The following is a 17468-nucleotide window of genomic DNA, read 5'->3' as shown; positions in this document are numbered from 1 at the left end:
GCATCTCGGGGCATCCATGCGGGGGTGGAACCGAGGGTGGAAATCGGCCCCTTGCCAGGCGATGGTCAGGTCGGTGGCGGCGTGACCCGGCTTGCCGCGACTCTTGACGTCGCCACGCGGCATGCTTCCTGGCGACAGGAGGGTGCGGCACGGACGCCTCCAGGCAGCCCCCTGCGCGCAAATCCACCCCAGAATCCACCCGCGGGTGGAGGCCCGACCAACCGCTCCTTGCTACAAACAAGGCTCGGAACGCACTCATCTTTTCCGCTCTTTCCCAGCGCGCCCCCCGGACACGAGGAGAGGCGCCCATGGACGGACGGGGTGAAGGCGCTTCTCTCACAATGACGACAACCGAGAGCCGACTAACGTCAGGAGTCGCGTTATGCAGATGATGCACCGCCAGCATGGCGAAGAAGCCCCCTACTGGCCCGCAGGCCCCTTCAAGGTCCGCCTGCCATTCATCCACTACCGCTGGGAAATGGCCGAGATGTTCCAGGCACTGATCATGTTCGTGGTCAGTCTGGCAATGATCCCATTGCTCGAGCACTACCTGGGCCTCCCCTACGAGGTGGCGCTAGCCTACGTGGTGATTGGCAATGCCTTGACGCTCCTACCGGCCTTGCTCGGGGTACCCCTTGTGCCTGGCTGGATCACCCCGGCCGTGCCTCTGGTCCTCGCCTTTCTGGGGGATTTCGAGCCCGGCCCAGAGGCGATCCAGGCGATGTTCGCCTTGAACTTCATGGTCTTCCTCATCTTCCTGCTCATGGGCCTCACGGGGCTTGGCGCTCGACTGGTGCGCCTGGTACCCAAGTCGCTGCAGGCAGGCATCATCCTCGGTGCCGGCCTTGCCGCCTTCATCGGCGAAATTCAGGAAGGCGGCCGCCTGGCCAGTACGCCCATCTCCCTGACGGCGGGCGTACTGGTTGCCCTTTTCCTGATGTTCTCGGTTGCCTTTCGCCGTTGGGCACAACATCACAGCCTGGCACGGCGCATCGCCAACTACGGACTGGTGCCCAGCATGGTGATCGCCATCCTGGTCGCCTGGTCGATCGGGGAATACCCCCTACCCACCATCGAATGGGGCATCACCCGGCCCAACTTCGCCGAACTCTGGAACTATCTGCCCTTCGTGGTGGGCTTTCCCAGCCTCGATGTCTTCCTGCTGGCCATACCCACGGCGTTGATCGCCTATATCATCGCGTTCGGCGATATCGTGGTGGGTGACGCCCTGATCGCCCAAGCCGACGAGACTCGCAGCGATGAGAAGATCGACTGCGACACCAGCCGGGTGCATCACGTCACCGCCATCCGTAACGCCTTCCACGCTTTCTTCTGCCCGGCCCCGGGACTGGCCGGCCCCATCTGGACCGCCCTGACCGCCACCGTTGCCGAGCGCTACAAGTTCGGCCGGCATTCCATGGATTCCATCTTTGGCGGTGCCGGCACCTTCATGATCACCATGTTCCTAGCCACCTTTATTCTTCCGCTGGTCAGCCTGTTCCAGCCGGTCCTGCCGATCGCCCTGTCGATGACGCTGATCCTCACCGGCTACGTCTGCCTGATGATCGGCATGGAACAGGCGACAACCCCCGCGCAGCGCGGTGTCGCCGGCACGACTGCCATAGTGCTGGCCATCTATGGCGCGGGCTGGGGGATCATCGTCGGCCTGACACTTTACTACCTGGTCGAGAAACGGAGCCTGCTAGGACGCGAGACAGTGGCAGCCGATGACAGCGTCGCCTCCGAGGCGGCGGCCTCCAAGACAGTCCCGGCGCAAGACGCCTGACACGCCAGAGCCCAACGCGGCACATAAGGAAGCGCTGATCCATATCGCGAGCGATGGCAGTAAATGAGGATCTTGAGGGTCCAACGCTACGCTACCGCCGGCGGTCAGGATATCGAGCGCAGCAATGAATCAGCATCTTCATAAGCCCGACAGGCTGCTAGAGCCTGCTCCATTTCCGAGGACATCCCATGCCACAGTACAAGACCCCCTTGCGCGATATTCGCTTCGCGATCAATGAGGTACTGGATTTTCCAGACCACTATGCCCGCCTGCCCAATAATAGTAGCGACGCCTCCCCGGACCTGGTCGACGCCATCATCAACGAGGGCGCCCGCTTCGCCGAGGAAGTCCTATCGCCGCTCAACGCCGTCGGCGACCGGGAGGGATGTCGCTGGCAGGACGGCGCAGTCTCCACACCACCGGGCTTCGCCGACGCCTACCGGCAGTTCGTCGACGGCGGCTGGCTGTCTCTGGCACAGGAAACCAGTTGGGGCGGCCAGGGGCTGCCCCCCTCCCTGGGCACGGTGATCAACGAGATGCTCCAAAGCGCCAACCATGCCTGGGCCATGTACCCGACGCTCAGCCTTGGCGCCATCGACACCATCGCCGAGCACGGCACCGACGAGCAGAAGCAACGGTTCCTGCCCAACCTGGTGGCAGGCCGCTGGAGCGGCACCATGTGCCTGACCGAAGCCCACTGCGGCTCCGACCTCGGGCTGCTTCGCACCAAGGCCGAGCCCCAGGCCGATGGCAGCTACCGCATCAGTGGCAGCAAGATCTTCATCTCCGCCGGTGAACATGATCTGACCGAGAACATCGTCCACCTGGTGCTGGCCCGTCTACCGGACGCACCGGAAGGCATCAAGGGCATCTCGCTCTTCCTGGTGCCCAAGTTCCATGTCCAGGCCGACGGCCACCTCGGTGAACGCAACACCGTCAGCTGCGGTGCCATCGAGCACAAGATGGGTATCCACGGCAACGCCACCTGTGTGCTGAACTTCGACGGCGCCACCGGCTACCTGATCGGCCCTCCGAACAAGGGCATGCACTGCATGTTCACCTTTATCAACGAGTCGCGCCTGGGCGTGGCACAGCAAGGCCAGGGCCATACCGAGGCGGCCTTCCAGGGCGCCCTGAACTACGCCCGCGAGCGATTGCAGATGCGCGCCCCCAAGCGCATTCGCCCGGACCGGCCCGCCGACCCCATCATCGCGCACCCGGACGTTCGGCGCATGCTGCTGACGCAAAAGGCCCTGGCCGAAGGCGGACGCTTGCTGAACTACTATTGCGCCCAGCAGGTGGACATGGCGCACCGGGGCACGGATGCCGCCACCCGCGAGCAAGCGCAACAACGCCTGGCCCTGCTGACCCCGATCGCCAAGGGCTTCCTCACCGAGGCCGGCATCGAAGCGGCCAATCTTGGTATCCAGGTGCTCGGCGGCCACGGCTACATCAGCGAATCGGGTATGGAACAGATCGTCCGCGACGTGCGCATCACCGCGATCTATGAAGGCACCAGCGGCATTCAAGGCCTCGACCTGCTGGGCCGCAAGGTGCTGGCCTCCGAAAGCGAGCTGCTGGCGCCCTTCGCCGCCGAGATCGAGGCCTTCTGCGACGCCGGCCAGTCCCGCCTTGACGAATTCGTGCAGCCGCTACGGCACCAGGTACGCCAATGGCTGATGTTGAGCAAGCAGATCGGCGACGCCGCCCGTGACAACCCGGACGAGGTCGGGGCCGCCGCCTTCGACTACCTGCTCTACTCGGGCTATACGGTTCTGGCCTGGTGCTGGGCACGCAGTGCCGACGCCGCCCAGGCCGCGCTGGACGCGGGAAGCAACGACATCGATTTCTACCAGGCCAAGCAACAAACCGCTCGCTTTTACTTCCACCGCCTGTTGCCACGAGCCCAGGCACACGCCGCCGCTATCGCCTCGGGGGCAGAGAACCTGATGGCAATGGCCGAGGAGCAGTTCGCTTACTGAGCCTTCTGCCCACCATCGCCTCTTCGACCGGCGCCTTCTCCCAGGCGCCGTTTCTTGCCGCGGGCGACGGGCAATGCCGAACGTAGGCCCCGCCGCTCTTCGGGCGGCGGGTTTATTCCGCATAGAGGAATATGATTTTTCTTTATTGACAGGGGCGACGCAGCCCGACATGATGGCCCATGTTGTCGGAATGAGATTTCTCTTTGCGAAACAGGGAGAGTTCCATGCCCCTGTCGTGCACTATCGGCGCCTGGATGAGCTGGGCGTGATCCAGATCGACAATCCCCCGGTCAATGCCCTCGGCCAGGCCGTGCGCGCCGCCATCACCCTGTCGACGAGCGCCGAAGGGGCCGAGGCCTGCCTGCTCGCCCCGGGCAGCCATTGCCCGGCGGATGGAGCGCTGCGCGTGGCCCTCGCCGCTCCCGAGACGGCCGACCGGGCAGACGAGGCCGAACTGCTGCTGGTGGTTCCCGAGGGGAGTCGCTGCGTGGAGCTGGTCGATCTGGGCACCGGGCCGCAACGCCAGCAGGCCGTCGCCGAGATGCTCAAGGCCTTGTCAAGGCCTTGGGCCTGACCGTGGTCGTGAGTCGCAGCGCCAGCATCCTCGCTCACCTGCAGCAGGCCACGCTGGGCGCCAAGCCTTTCCGCGAGGCCCTGGTGCGAGCGGCCCTCGAGGCCGACGCGGCGGGGCTCGCCTATCGCCCCAGTGACATCGACCTGCTGGCCATCGAGGCCCTCGGCTACCCCCGCCACCTCGGGGGGCCCCACTACCAGGCCAGCGCTGACATCACGAACAGGGAGAACCGCCACTGAACCTCCACTGCCCGCCCGACCCTCAAACCGGCACGACTGGCTGGCGGCCAACCGGCCCCGAGAGCCGGGCCGCGCCCTGCGCCGAGTCCGCCTGATTCCCTGCACCAGCGTGCCAGCATGCAAGACCCCACCGAATTGAACTGCACCCCGATCGGCGACCCCGGACGGCTTGCCGATCGTCGTCACAGCTTCTGCTCGAGTTCCGGCAGGGCCTGGAAGAGGTCGGCCACGAGGCCACCGATCTTGTAGAAAGCGCCACCTGGAAGATCCCGATCTTCCTTACAGCTTGCTTTCCAGCTCCGGCAGGGCCTCGAACAAGTCGGCGACGAGGCAATAGTCCGCCACCTGGAAGATCGGCGCCTCCTCGTCCTTGTTGATGGCGACAATCACCTTGGAGTCCTTCATGCCCGCCAGGTGCTGGATGGCCCCCGAGATACCCACGGCGATGTAGAGCTCCGGGGCGACGATCTTGCCGGTCTGGCCCACCTGCATGTCGTTGGGCACGAAGCCGGCGTCCACCGCGGCGCGGGAGGCGCCGATGGCCGCGCCCAGCTTGTCGGCGATGCCCTCGAGCAGCGTGAAGTTCTCGCCGTTGCCCATGCCGCGGCCGCCGGAGATCACCACCTTGGCCGCCCCCAGCTCGGGGCGATCGGACTGGGCCAGCTCCTCCTTGATGAAGGTGGACTGGGCGTTGTCGGCGACGAACTCGACGGCTTCCACGCTGGCGGAGCCGCCCTCGCTCCCTCTATCAGGGCAGGCATCGAAACCGGTGGGGCGCACGGTGATCACCTTGAGGGCGTCCTCGCTCTGCACGGTGGCGATGGCGTTGCCCGCGTAGATCGGGCGCTTGAAAGTGTCCGGAGACTCGACGGCGATGATCTCGGAGATCTGCGAGACGTCCTTGAGCGCGGCCACCCGGGGCAGCACGTTCTTGCCGGTGGTGGAAGCGGCCGCCAGCACGTGGCTGTAGTCGCCGGCCAGCTCCGCGATCAGCGCCGCGGTGGGCTCGGCCAGCAGGTGAGCGTAGGCGGCGTGGTCGGCCAGGCGCACCTTGGCCACGCCGTCGAGCTTGGCCGCGGCCTCGGCCACGGCGGCGACGTTCTCGCCGGCCACCAGGACGTCGATGTCGTCGCCGATGGCCTGCGCCGCCGCGACCACGTGGGCGGTGGCGCCAGCCAGGGCGCCGTCGTGATGTTCCGCGAGTACCAGAATGCTCATGCGATCCGCTCCTTTCAAAGCACCTTGGCTTCGTTCTTCAGTTTGTCCACGAGCTCGTCCACGGAGCCCACCTTGATGCCACCCTGGCGCTCGGCCGGCGGCTCGACCTTGAGCAGTTTGACCTTGGAGGCCACCTCGACGCCGAGGTCGGACGGGCTCTTGACGTCCATCGGCTTCTTCTTGGCCTTCATGATGTCGGGCAGCTTGGCGTAGCGCGGCTCGTTGAGGCGCAGGTCGGTGGTGACGATGGCCGGCAGCGTGAGTTCGATGGTCTGCAGGCCGCCGTCGATCTCGCGAGTCACCTGGAGCTTGTCCCCCTCCACGGCGACCTCGGAGGCGAAGGTGCCCTGGGGCAGGCCGGTCAGGGCAGCGAGCATCTGGCCGGTCTGGTTGTTGTCGGTGTCGATGGCCTGCTTGCCCAGGATCACCAGACCCGGCTGCTCGGCCTCGACCACCTTGGCCAGCGCCTTGGCGGCGCCCAGCGACTCGACGCGCTCGTCGGTCTCGACATGAATGGCCCGGTCGGCGCCCAGCGCCAGGGCGGTGCGCAGCTGCTCCTGGGCGGCCTTGGGGCCGACGGTCACGGCGACCACCTCGGTGGCCACGCCTTTTTCCTTCAGGCGCACCGCCTCTTCCACGGCGATCTCGCAGAAGGGGTTCATGGCCATCTTGACGTTGGTGAGGTCGACGTCGGAGTGGTCCGGCTTGACCCGAATCTTGACGTTGTAGTCGATGACGCGTTTGACCGCGACGAGAATTTTCATGGCTTGCTCCTTGTTAACAGAAGGCCTGGATGCCGGTCTGCGCCCGGCCGAGAATCAGGGCGTGGACGTCATGGGTCCCCTCGTAGGTGTTCACCACCTCGAGGTTGACCAGGTGGCGCGCCACCCCGAACTCGTCGCTGATGCCGTTACCCCCCAGCATGTCGCGGGCCTGGCGGGCGATATCCAGGGCGCGGCCGCAGCTGTTGCGCTTCATGATCGAGGTGATCTCCACCGCGGCGCTGCCCTCGTCCTTCATCCGGCCCAGCCGCAGGCAGCCCTGCAGGGCCAGGCAGATATCGGTCTGCATGTCGGCCAGCTTCTTCTGGATCAGCTGGTTGGCGGCCAGCGGCCGACCGAACTGCTGGCGGTCCAGGGTGTACTGGCGGGCGGTGTGCCAGCAGTCCTCGGCGGCGCCCAGCGCGCCCCAGCTGATGCCGTAGCGGGCCGAGTTGAGGCAGGTGAAGGGCCCCTTGAGGCCGCGCACCTCGGGGAAGAGGTTCTCCTCGGGCACGAAGACATCGTCCATGACGATCTCGCCGGTGATCGAGGCGCGCAGGCCCACCTTGCCGTGAATCACCGGGGCGGAGAGGCCCTCCCAGCCCTTCTCCAGCACGAAGCCGCGGATGTCGCCCTCGTCGTCCTTGGCCCACACCACGAAAACGTCGGCGATGGGGCTGTTGGTGATCCACATCTTGCTGCCGGTGAGGCGATAGCCGCCGTCGACCTTGCGGGCGCGGGTGACCATGGCGCCGGGGTCGGAGCCGTGGTTGGGCTCGGTGAGGCCGAAGCAGCCGATCCACTCGCCGCTGGCGAGCTTCGGCAGGTACTTCTGCTTGGTCGCCTCGTTGCCGAACGCGTGGATCGGCACCATCACCAGGGAGGACTGCACGCTCATCATCGAACGGTAGCCGGAGTCGACGCGCTCGACCTCCCGGGCAATCAGGCCGTAGCAGACGTAGTTGAGGCCGCTGCCGCCGTACTGCTCGGGGATGGTGGCACCCAGCAGGCCGGTGTCGCCCATCTCGCGGAAGATGGCCGGGTCGGTCTGCTCATGGCGGAAGGCCTCCAGCACGCGGGGGGCGAGCTTGTCGGCGGCGAACTGGGCGGCGCTCTGCTGCACCATGCGCTCTTCGTCGGTGAGCTGCTGGTCGAGCAGCAGCGGGTCTTGCCAGTGGAAAGCGGGGTTCTGGGACATGTCGGAATTTCCTCTACTTGTCGTTACGGCCTGTCGTGACGGGCCACCTTATTCTGCTTTGCGAAATCTAGTTTCATTTATATTATGGTGCTGAACGGCCGCGCCGCAGTCAAGCGCCAATTGTCGCGCTCAAAAGCGAGCTGCCAGGAACCACGCCGCCAATAGCGGCATGGCGAGACAGAGAAAAAGGCCATTCCAGCGATAGCCGATCCGCAGCGATGAAACACCAGTGAATCTAGAGAGAATCAGCATCGAGACGGTCATGGGGGATGACATCAGCGCCAGCGTCCACCCCACCAGCAGGGAGACCGCAAGAATGGGCGGCGACAGTCCCTCGATGCCCAGCGTCGGCAGGATACCGACCAGCAGGGTGACGCTGACGATGGGGTTGACGCCAACCTGCGCCAGCACGGCCACCAGCAGCATGGCGATCACCGCCGTGCCTGCTCCCAGCGACGACAGGAAGCCGAGACTCCCGGCCAGGGCCGAACCATCCACCAATCCCACGCAGAGGTGCCCCAGATAGCCTGCCGCCCCCAGCACCACGATCTCGTTGGACGCCGGCGAAACCAGCCTGGGAAACCCGCGATGCAGGGCAACCGTGGCGGCCGGCATCCCCGCCAGGCCATGGCCACGGAACTGCCAGCAGAGCCACAGGAAGGCCCCCAGGGGCGCCCCCAACAGCACGGCAGTGGGCAACTGAAGTTCGAGTCCCCAGGCGAGAGAGAAGATCAACGCCACCAGCGAGAGCAGCAACAGGGAGAAACGCCCCAAGGGCCTCAGCGAGGGAACCGCATGCTCCCTGGTCTGCTGCAGTCGCGGGCCGGTGACGCGATCGACCCCCCAGCCGACCAGGAACAGCAGCAGCGCCGCGCCCAGGGCGTAGGGGGCCAGTTCGATCCAGCGCAGGCCCTCCATGCTGGAGAGCACGACCGCCATGCCGATGCCCATGGGGGACACCAGTGGCGCCAGGGCAAAGCCGCGCAGCAGCGCCAGCATCATGCGCCGCTGGCGTGCCTGCTGGACCCACAGACGCCCCTGAGCGGCCGCCAGGGTATTGCTCTTCTCTATCATGGCGGCCACGAGATTGAGCACGCCGATGTTGAGAATGATGCCGAACAGCGCCGAGCCCAGCGACAGGATCGGATAGCGTCGACTGGGCGGCTGAAGCAGCATGGCATGCCCGCAGCGTTTCACCAGCCTCGACCGATAGGCGGGTAGCCGCAGCAGGCCCAGGGCGACCAGAAAGGTCGCGAAGAAGGCGAAGCGTCCCGCCGCCTCGCGCAGCAGCGCCAGGGGGGCGGTGTGGTGCCACAGCGCGACCAGGCTAAGCAGGGCCGCCGCGCCCAACAGGGTGAGGGCCATGGTCGAGAGTCCACGCAGGGTGAGCAGATACCCCCCCAGGGCGACCATGGCCAACCACTGAGCCTGGGCGTTGACAAACACCAGGTCTGCCAGGGTCGCCAGCGTCACGACCAGCAGCAGGGAAGCCCTCAGGCGATCCCGGCTCACTGATCCTCTCCCTCCTTGGCCTCGCTGCCCCGACGCCGGCGGAAGGTTCCTTCCCCCATGGCCACGAGACTGCCTTCGCTGTCGAACACCTTGCCGCTGGCCATGTAGGTGCTGCGCCCTCCCCCTTCCAGCCGCCCGACGGCGCGCAGCGTCGCTCCCTTGGCCGGCGCAACGAAGGTGGTGGAGAGCGACAGCGTCATCGCCTTGCGCAGCTGATCCGGCGCCTCGCAGTAGAGGCCCGCAAAGCTCGTGGCGACATCCAGCAGGGTACAGAGAACGCCACCGTGGACGATGCCGCTGCGGTTGAGGTGATGCGGCTCGACTCTCAGCGCGAGGGTCACCCGATCCGGCTCCCAGTCGACGACGCGAACGCCCAGCAGCTCCTGGAAGCCCACCATCCGCCACGACAACGGCAAGGAATCACTCATGACGGCTCCTCCCCTTGTGCCATGTCGCGAAGGCGCCCCTTGAGGATCTTGCCGCTGGCCGTCGCGGGCAGACTCTCCACCAGCACGATCCGCGAGGGCCGCTTGTAGGGCGCCAGCCGCTCGGCAATGAACGTCCTAAGCGCTGTCTCCTCGAGGTCCGCCCCCGGCTCGCACTGCACGAAGGCCACCACTTCCTCGTTGCCCGCTACCTGGCGTCCCACCACGGCCGAGAGTGTCACATCGGGATGTTCGTTGATCACCGCCTCCACATCGGGTGGGTAGATATTGAACCCGGAGCGGATGATCAGCTCCTTGCTGCGCCCCACGATATAGAGCTGGTCATCCTCGTCGAAGCGTGCAATATCACCGGTGTTGAGCCAGCCATCCTCGCTGAGACAGGCACGCGTTGCCTCGGGCTGACGAAAGTAGCCCTTCATCACATTGGGCCCGCGCACCCAGAGCTCACCCACCTCGTCACCGTCATCGGCGTTATCGCCGCTCGCATCCAGGGGCTCGAGGCGATACTCCAGCAGCGGCAGGACACGCCCCACGGTATTGTTGGCGTGGCGATCATCGATACGCGTCTGGCTGATGGTCGGACTGGCCTCGGTCAACCCGTAGCCGTTGTGCAGGGTCAAGCCGAACGCCGCCTCCACTCGCCCCTTGATGTCGGCATCCAGGGGCGAGCCGCCCGCGGAGATATAGATTAGCGCGGGTATCTCGAGGGCCTGCCCCTGCCGGCGCAGAAACTCCAGGGTTCGCGCGTACATGGCCGGAACCCCCTGCAGCACGGTGATGCGTTCCCGCTTCAGGGCGTCGAGCAGCATCGCCGCATCGAAGCGCGGCACCGTATAGAGGCAGGCGCCATTGTAGAGCGATCCCATGCACACCGAGGAGAGACCGAAGACATGGGACATGGGCAACACCCCGTAAACGCGCTGCCCCTCACTGAGATGGCGCATGCCACCCGAGATCGAGGCGATATAGAGGATGCCACGATGGGTCAGCATGACGCCCTTGGGCGTGCCGGTGGTGCCCGAGGTGTAGATCATCGCCGCGACCTGCTCGGCGCCACTGGCCGCCACCGGTTCCGGATCGCTGTCGGCAAGCGCTCCTACCTGCAATGCGCCCAGGCTGGAGTGCGCCAGGGGCTCGGCAGCGTGGCGACGGCCGTGCGCTTCCGCATCGGGGGACGCCTCGCTGGTATAGAAGATGCGCCGGGGCAGACAGTTATCGCGGATCAGGTCGATTTCCTTGGCCGTCAGGCGAGAATTGACGATCGCCACCCAGGCATCGAGTTCGCTGGCCGCCAGCAGCACCACCACCAGGGCACGACTGTTCTCGCCGACCGTCATCAGGCGGTCGCCCGGACGAATCCCCAGCGAGACCAGCCACTCCCGGGCCTCGAGAATCTCGCGCCCCAGGTCGGCATAGCTCCAGCGGACCTCGCCATCGACCAGTGCCGCCCGGTCGGGAAGGCGCCGGGCATTGTCGAGCACGCGGTGACTCAACCGGTCGGGCAACTCCGCCACAAGCTCGCTGGCCAGACGGCCGAAGATGGCCTCATCGGGTGCCCGGCGTGTCACGGAAAGGGCCATCAGGATGCCTCCCGCACCATGTTGCGGGCGATCACCAGCTGCTGGATCTGGGTGGTGCCCTCGTAGATACGGAACAGCCGCACGTCCCGGTAAAAACGCTCGACGGCGTACTCCGCCATGTAGCCCGCTCCGCCGTGAACCTGAACCGCACGATCGGCGACGCGGCCGACCATCTCGGCACAGAACAGCTTGGCGCACGAGGCCAGCGTCGAGACATCCTCGCCGGCATCCTTGCGGCGTGCGGCGTCGAGGACCATGGTGCGGCCGGCATAGGCCTCGGTCTTGCTGTCGGCGAGCATCGCCTGGATCAGCTGATGACCGGAGAGCGGCACACCGAACTGCTGGCGCTCCATGGCATAGCTGAGCGACTCCGCCACCAGCCGATCGGCGACACCGACACAGACGGCGGAGATATGCAGGCGGCCGCGGTCGAGTACCTTCATCGCCGTCTTGAAACCCTGCCCCTCGCGCCCGCCGATGATGTTCTCGGCCGGCACCCGGCAGTCGTTGAAGATGATATCGCAGGTATGGGCACCCTTCTGACCCATCTTGTTGTCGGCAGGCCCGCGCTCGAGTCCGGGGGTGTCGCCTTCGACGATAAAGGCCGAAATGCCACCGGCACCTTTGTTGTCGGGATCCGTTCGTGCCATCACGGTGAACAGATCCGCCTCGGGACCATTGGTGATGTAGCGCTTGGTGCCATTGAGGATGTAGTGATCGCCGTCGCGTACGGCCGTGGTGCGCAGGCTGGCAGCGTCGGAACCGACATCGGGCTCGGTGAGGCAGAACGAGCTCAGGATCTCGCCGGTGGCCAGTGGCGGCACGTAGCGTTCTTTCTGCTCCGGGGTACCGTCGATCAGGATGCCCTGGGCGCCGATGCCGTTGTTGGTGCCGAAGACCGAACGAAACGCCGGTGAGGTCTTGCCGATCTCCATGGCCACCAGCGCCTCTTCCTCCATGGTCAAGCCGAGACCGCCGTACTCTTCGGGGATCGACAGGCCGAACAGCCCCATCTCCTTCATCTCTGCGAGCAACTCGGGGGGGACGGCATCGTCCTCGGCCAGGCGCGCCTCATTGGGAATCAGTCGTTCGCGCACGAAACGGGAAATGGTATCGAGAAGCTGATTCAGGAGTTCCGGATCGCGAATCATGGCGTGTCCTCACAGATCGAGTGGCAGGCGGGTCCCAGGGAGTCAGCAACGTCAAGAGAGCCGGTTCTGCATCATGGAATTGTCGTTTGCATCTATTGCCAGGCACTTTTGCATAGCCTAGGATGTGAGTCAATAAACGAAATACGATTCCGCTTTGCAAAACAACAGAGCCCTATCTGTCCCGATACCCAATCGTGAGGAGAATCCCGCCATGTCGACCGTCGCCCCCCCGGAGGTCACTCCGCCCCTTCGTTTCCGACGCCTCGGCCTCGTCGGTACCGGCGCCATGGGCCGCGGCATCGCCCAGCTGGCCGCCCAGGCCGGCCTCGAGGTCACCCTCCATGATGCCCGCCCGGGCGCGGTCGATGAGGCGAGGGACTTCATCAACGCGGTCTGGTCACGCGGGGTGGCGAAGGGGCGCCTGAGTGAGGAGGACCTGGCGTGCTACCGAGCCCGACTGCACGAAGCCGCCGATCTGACGGACCTGGCCGACTGCGATATCGTGGTGGAGGCCATCGTCGAGAAGCTGGAGGCCAAGCAGGCCCTGTTCGTCGAACTGGAGGACGTGCTGCACGAGGAGGCGGTGCTGGCCACCAATACCTCCTCGCTGTCGGTCACCGCCATCGCCTCGGCCTGCCGGCGCCCGGAGCGGGTGATCGGCTTCCACTTCTTCAACCCCGTGCCGCTGATGAAGATCGCCGAGGTGATCCCCGGGGTGCGCACTGCTCCCGAGGTGACCGCGGCGGTGGAGGCGCTGGGTCAGGCCATGGGCCACTTCACCGCCCGCGCCACCGACACCCCAGGGTTTCTGGTCAACCATGCCGGCCGCGCCTATGGCACCGAGGCGCTGCGCCTGCTCGGCGAAGGCGTCGCCGACACCATCACCATCGACCGCCTCCTGGAAGATCTGGGCGGCTTCCGCATGGGGCCCTTCGCCCTGCTCGACCTGACCGGCCTCGATGTCTCCCACGCGGTGATGGAGTCGATCTATCACCAGTACTACCAGGAGCCCCGCTTCCGGCCGTCGCCGCTCACCGGCCAGCGTCTCATCGCCGGGCTGCTGGGCCGCAAAAGCGGCGAGGGCTTCTATCGCTACGTGGATGGCCAGGCGGTGGTGGCGGCGGAACCGGCTCCACCGGCAACCGCTCCCCTGCCCGTGTGGGTCAGCCCCGAAGACCCCGAGGCCGCCCAGGCACTCTCGGCGCTCGTCTCGGCCGCCGGCTGGCCCCTGGAGGCGGGCGAGCGGCCCGCCGCGGGGTCGCTTTGCCTGCTGACGCCGCTTGGCGAGGACACCACCGACTGTGCCCTGCGCCAGGGCCTCGATCCGAGCCGCTGCGTGGCGGTGGAGACCCTGGGCGGCCTCGCCGGGCGGCGCTGCCTGATGGCCAGCCCGGCCACCGAGACCCGCTATCGGGATGCCGCCTGGGCCCTGCTGGGCCACGACGACACCCCGGTGAGCGTGCTCAACGACAGCCACGGCTTCGTGCTGCAGCGAGTGATCGCCTGCATCGTCAACGTGGGCGCCGAGATCGCCCAGCAGCGGGTCGCCGAGCCGGCCACCATCGACCGTGCCGTGGAGCTGGGGCTCGGCTACCCCCGCGGCCCCCTGGCGCTGGGCGACCACTATGGCAGCCGGCGCATCCTGACCATCCTCGAGACCCTGCTGGCCGCGACCGGCGACCCCCGCTACCGCCCCAGCCCCTGGCTGCGCCGGCGCGCCCGCCTCGGCCTGCCCCTGACCACCCCCGATCCCTGCTGAGAGGAACCCCCATGCTAGACGCCTATCTCTACGACGGCATCCGCACCCCCTTCGGTCGCCACGGCGGCGAACTCGCCACGCTGCGCCCCGATGACCTGCTCGGCCAGGTGCTGGCCGCCCTGGTGGCACGCAACGGCTTCGCCTCCGAAGACTACGAGGAGGTGCTGGCCGGCTGCACTAACCAGGCCGGCGAGGACTCCCGCAACGTGGCCCGCCACGGCGCCCTGCTGGCCGGCCTGCCCGTCGAGGTCGCCGGCCAGACCCTCAACCGCCTGTGCGGCAGCGGTCTGGCCGCGGTGATGGACGCCGCCCGGGCGATCCACAGCGGCGAGGGGCAGCTGTTCCTGGCCGGCGGCGTGGAGTCCATGTCCCGTGCTCCCTATGTGCTGGGCAAGGCGGACTCCCCCTTCGCCCGCAACCAGCCGCTCTACGACACCGTGATCGGCTCGCGCTTCCCCAATCCGCGGCTCACTGCGGAATATGGCAATCACAGCATGCCGGAGACCGCCGACAACATCGCCCACGACCTGGGGATCGGCCGGGCGGCCTGCGACGCCTTCGCGGCGCGCTCCCAGGCCCGCTACGGCGACGCCCTAGGCCAAGGCTTCTACGACGCGGAGATCCTCGGTATCGAGGTATCCCAGGGACGCAAGCAGCCCCCTCGCCGGGTCGAGGGCGACGAGCACCCGCGACCCGGCACCGATGCCGACAAGCTCGGCCGACTGTCACCGCTGTTCGAGGGCGGCGTGGTCACCGCCGGCAACGCCTCCGGCATCAATGACGGCGCCGCCGCCCTGATCGTCGGCAGCCGCGCCGCCGGCGAGCGCGCCGGAGTGCGCCCCCGCGGCCGTCTCCTGGCCGGTGCCGTGGCCGGGGTGGCGCCGCGGGTGATGGGCCTGGGGCCGGTGCCCGCCTCGCAGAAGGCCCTGGCCCGGGCGGGACTCGGCCTCGACCAGATGGACCTGATCGAGATCAACGAGGCCTTTGCCGTCCAGGTGCTGGGCTGCCTGGAGGGGCTAGGCCTTGCCGCCGACGACTCGCGCCTCAACCCCAACGGCGGCGCCATCGCCATCGGCCACCCGCTGGGGGCCTCCGGCGCCCGCCTGGCGCTCACCGCCCTGCGTCAGTTGGAGGCCTCGGGCGGCCGTTACGCCCTGGTCACCATGTGCATCGGCGTGGGCCAGGGCATCGCCTGCGTGATCGAACGCCTGGAGGGCTGAGCCGCGGGGCGGGCACCGCCCGCTCACTGTCTCGTTGCCTATCACCATAAGAACAACGCCGCCGCCCTTCGGGCGGCGGCGTTGTTCCTGGTGCGTCAGGCGGGCGTCAGCCGGCGCGCGGCTTCTCGCTCACGCCCGTGAGCGGCGCCCGGCGGCGAAAGGGGCCTGCCAGCCACAGGTAGCCGCCTCCCAACAATGCCAGGCCGATCAGGTCGCTGCGCCACTCCGGATAGATCAGCAGGCTGGCGGCCAGCAGCAGCAGCAGGCGCGGCAACCAGCCGATCGTGCCGACCCGGTAGAGATAGCCCTCCATGGCCGCCGCTACCAGCCAGATGGCCGTGAGGGCGGTGAGCGACGACAGCAGGATGCGATCCAGGGGCCCCTGCAGGATCAGCGCCGGGTTGAGCACGAACAGGAAGGGCAGCACGAAGAGCACCCCGCCGAGGCGCACCGCGTGCAGGCTGGTGCGGGTGTTGTTGGCCCCCGCCACACCCGCGGCGGTGATCGCCGCCAGCGCCACCGGTGGCGTGATATAGGAGAGCATGCCCCAGTAGAGGATAAACAGATGGCTGCCCAGAGGATCAAGTCCCGCCCCCACCAGCGCCGGCGCCAGCAGGATCGACAGGAAGATGTAGCAGGCGCTCACCGTCATGCCCATGCCCAGCACGAAGCTGGTCACCGCCCCCGCCGCCAGCATCAGCGGAATGCTGCCGCCGGCATAGAGCAAGAGCTCCCGGGAGAAGGAGCCGGCCACCCCGGTATAGGAGAGCCCCCCCACCACCAGGCCGATGCCCGCCAGCACCGCCACCAGGTTGCCGATGCCGTGGGCCAGCCGATAGAGGAAGTCGAGCCCCTTGGCGAGACTCAGCCGCTGCCGGCGCCGGAACAGCGAGATGGCCAGCAGCACCAGGGTCGCATAGTAGGGGGCGTAGCTCTCCAGACGCATCACCAGCAGCATGTAGATCAGCACCACCAGGCTGAGCAGATAGGGCCAGCCTTGTTTCAGGGTGTCGAGCACCCGCGGGATCTCCTCCGGGCGCATGCCCTTGAGCCCCTTGCGGGCCGCATAGTGGTCCACCTGCAGCAGCAGCGCCAGGTAGAAGAGGATCGCCGGCAGCAGCGCCGCGATCATCACCTCGGCATAGCTCACCCCCAGGAAGGAGGCCATGATGAAGGCCACAGCGCCCATCACCGGCGGCATCAGGGTTCCCCCGGTGGAGGAACAGGCCTCCACGGCGGCGGCATACTCCCGCGAGTAGCCGCTGCGCCTCATGGCGGGGATGGTGATGGTCCCGGTGGTGAGGATGTTGGAGACGGCGCTGCCCGAGAGGCTGCCCATGAAGGCGCTGGAGACCACCGCCACCTTGGCCGGGCCGCCGCGACTCCGGCCCATCAGGGCGGTGGCGAAGTTCATGAAGAACTCCCCGCCGCCGGTGATGGTCAGGGCGATGCCGAACACCACGAAGCCGATGATCAGGTTGGCCACCACCTGCATGGGCACGCCGATGATGCTCTCCGCCCCCATCACATGGGCACGGATCGTCTCGTCCAGGGCGAAGGGGTTGCTCCACAGGAAGCCCGGCATATGGCCGGCATAGAGCGGGTAGAGGCCGAAGACGAGGGCCACCGTGAAGATCGCCCAGCCGCCGCAGCGGCGCACCCCCTCCAGCACCAGCAGGATCGTCAAGGTGGCCACCAGGGTCGCCTCAACCGGGGCGAAGAACTCCCAGCCCTCCTGGGTCATGCGCAGCCCGTTGAGCCCCAGGTAGCCGGCACAGCCCAGGGCGGCAGCGGCCAGCCCCCAGTCGTACCAGGGCAGGCGGTCGGTGTCGGCGGCCCGGGCGGGATAGCAGAGCAGCGCCGCGGCCAGGAAGATGCCGATCAGGTAGTAGAGGAAGGCGTTGCCGAGGGGATAGAAGCCGAACAGCTTCAGCCCGAAGGTCTGGTTGATGGCCATCAGCAGCCCGGTGAGGCCGAGGATCATCACCACGCCTCGGGCAACGCCGTTCAACCGCGTGTTGTGGGTATCACTCATGGTCGGG

14 protein-coding genes are annotated in these 17468 nt (G+C 67.0%); 6 read left to right on the top strand and 8 right to left on the bottom strand.

Features of this window, described 5'->3' with window-relative positions; genetic code table 11:
* The first annotated feature begins 382 nt into the window (after positions 1–382).
* The 4 genes from HOP52_RS04150 to HOP52_RS04135 all read left to right on the top strand — a co-directional run bounded on the left by HOP52_RS04150 (position 383) and on the right by HOP52_RS04135 (position 4581).
* Positions 383–1786 carry a solute carrier family 23 protein gene (locus HOP52_RS04150; RefSeq protein ID WP_238976014.1) on the top strand — a complete coding sequence of 468 codons (1404 nt, stop codon included), beginning with the start codon at positions 383–385 and terminating at the stop codon, positions 1784–1786.
* Positions 1787–1974: 188 nt separating this feature from the next.
* Complete coding sequence (locus tag HOP52_RS04145; RefSeq protein ID WP_238976013.1) at positions 1975–3768, top strand: acyl-CoA dehydrogenase C-terminal domain-containing protein; 1794 nt, start codon at positions 1975–1977, stop codon at positions 3766–3768.
* Positions 3769–3958: 190 nt separating this feature from the next.
* Entirely contained in the window at positions 3959–4342 is a 384-nt protein-coding gene (locus HOP52_RS04140) for a hypothetical protein (RefSeq protein ID WP_238976012.1), read from the top strand.
* Positions 4343–4350: 8 nt separating this feature from the next.
* Positions 4351–4581, top strand: a complete 231-nt coding sequence (locus tag HOP52_RS04135; RefSeq protein ID WP_238976011.1) for a hypothetical protein — start codon at positions 4351–4353, stop codon at positions 4579–4581.
* Positions 4582–4860: 279 nt separating this feature from the next.
* Here the strand turns inward: HOP52_RS04135 and HOP52_RS04130 are convergent, their stop codons facing one another.
* The 7 genes from HOP52_RS04130 to HOP52_RS04100 form a co-directional block, all read right to left on the bottom strand.
* A complete protein-coding gene (locus HOP52_RS04130) occupies positions 4861–5799 on the bottom strand; it encodes an electron transfer flavoprotein subunit alpha/FixB family protein (protein ID WP_238976010.1) in 939 nt (312 codons plus the stop codon).
* Between the two features lie 14 nt (positions 5800–5813).
* Complete coding sequence (locus HOP52_RS04125) at positions 5814–6563, bottom strand: electron transfer flavoprotein subunit beta/FixA family protein (RefSeq protein WP_238976009.1); 750 nt, start codon at positions 6561–6563, stop codon at positions 5814–5816.
* A gap of 13 nt (positions 6564–6576) precedes the next feature.
* Complete coding sequence (locus HOP52_RS04120; RefSeq protein WP_238976008.1) at positions 6577–7758, bottom strand: acyl-CoA dehydrogenase; 1182 nt, start codon at positions 7756–7758, stop codon at positions 6577–6579.
* Between the two features lie 129 nt (positions 7759–7887).
* Positions 7888–9270: a hypothetical protein gene (locus HOP52_RS04115; RefSeq protein ID WP_238976007.1), complete on the bottom strand. Its 1383-nt coding sequence runs from the start codon at positions 9268–9270 to the stop codon at positions 7888–7890.
* Positions 9267–9698, bottom strand: a complete 432-nt coding sequence (locus HOP52_RS04110) for a PaaI family thioesterase (protein ID WP_238976006.1) — start codon at positions 9696–9698, stop codon at positions 9267–9269. Before HOP52_RS04110 ends, HOP52_RS04115 begins: the two co-directional genes overlap by 4 nt.
* The gene (locus HOP52_RS04105) at positions 9695–11296 is read right to left on the bottom strand and encodes a class I adenylate-forming enzyme family protein (RefSeq protein WP_238976005.1); all 1602 of its coding nucleotides are present in this window, start codon (positions 11294–11296) and stop codon (positions 9695–9697) included. Before HOP52_RS04105 ends, HOP52_RS04110 begins: the two co-directional genes overlap by 4 nt.
* Entirely contained in the window at positions 11296–12447 is a 1152-nt protein-coding gene (locus HOP52_RS04100) for an acyl-CoA dehydrogenase family protein (protein ID WP_238976004.1), read from the bottom strand. Before HOP52_RS04100 ends, HOP52_RS04105 begins: the two co-directional genes overlap by 1 nt.
* A gap of 211 nt (positions 12448–12658) precedes the next feature.
* Here HOP52_RS04100 and HOP52_RS04095 point away from each other — a divergent pair, with 211 nt between their 5' ends.
* Both HOP52_RS04095 and HOP52_RS04090 read left to right on the top strand, forming a co-directional pair.
* Entirely contained in the window at positions 12659–14206 is a 1548-nt protein-coding gene (locus HOP52_RS04095; protein WP_238976003.1) for a 3-hydroxyacyl-CoA dehydrogenase, read from the top strand.
* Positions 14207–14217: 11 nt separating this feature from the next.
* Complete coding sequence (locus HOP52_RS04090) at positions 14218–15426, top strand: 3-oxoadipyl-CoA thiolase (RefSeq protein WP_238976002.1); 1209 nt, start codon at positions 14218–14220, stop codon at positions 15424–15426.
* A 106-nt stretch (positions 15427–15532) separates the two neighbouring features.
* On the opposite strand, the gene HOP52_RS04085 is transcribed toward HOP52_RS04090, so the two are convergent.
* A complete protein-coding gene (locus HOP52_RS04085) occupies positions 15533–17461 on the bottom strand; it encodes a TRAP transporter permease (protein ID WP_238976001.1) in 1929 nt (642 codons plus the stop codon).
* Between the last annotated feature and the right edge of the window lie 7 nt (positions 17462–17468).

This window comes from Billgrantia campisalis (assembly GCF_022341425.1).
Classification (GTDB): domain Bacteria; phylum Pseudomonadota; class Gammaproteobacteria; order Pseudomonadales; family Halomonadaceae; genus Halomonas; species Halomonas campisalis.
Note: the sequence above shows the minus strand (reverse complement) of the source record. Positions and strands in the feature narration are given on the sequence as shown.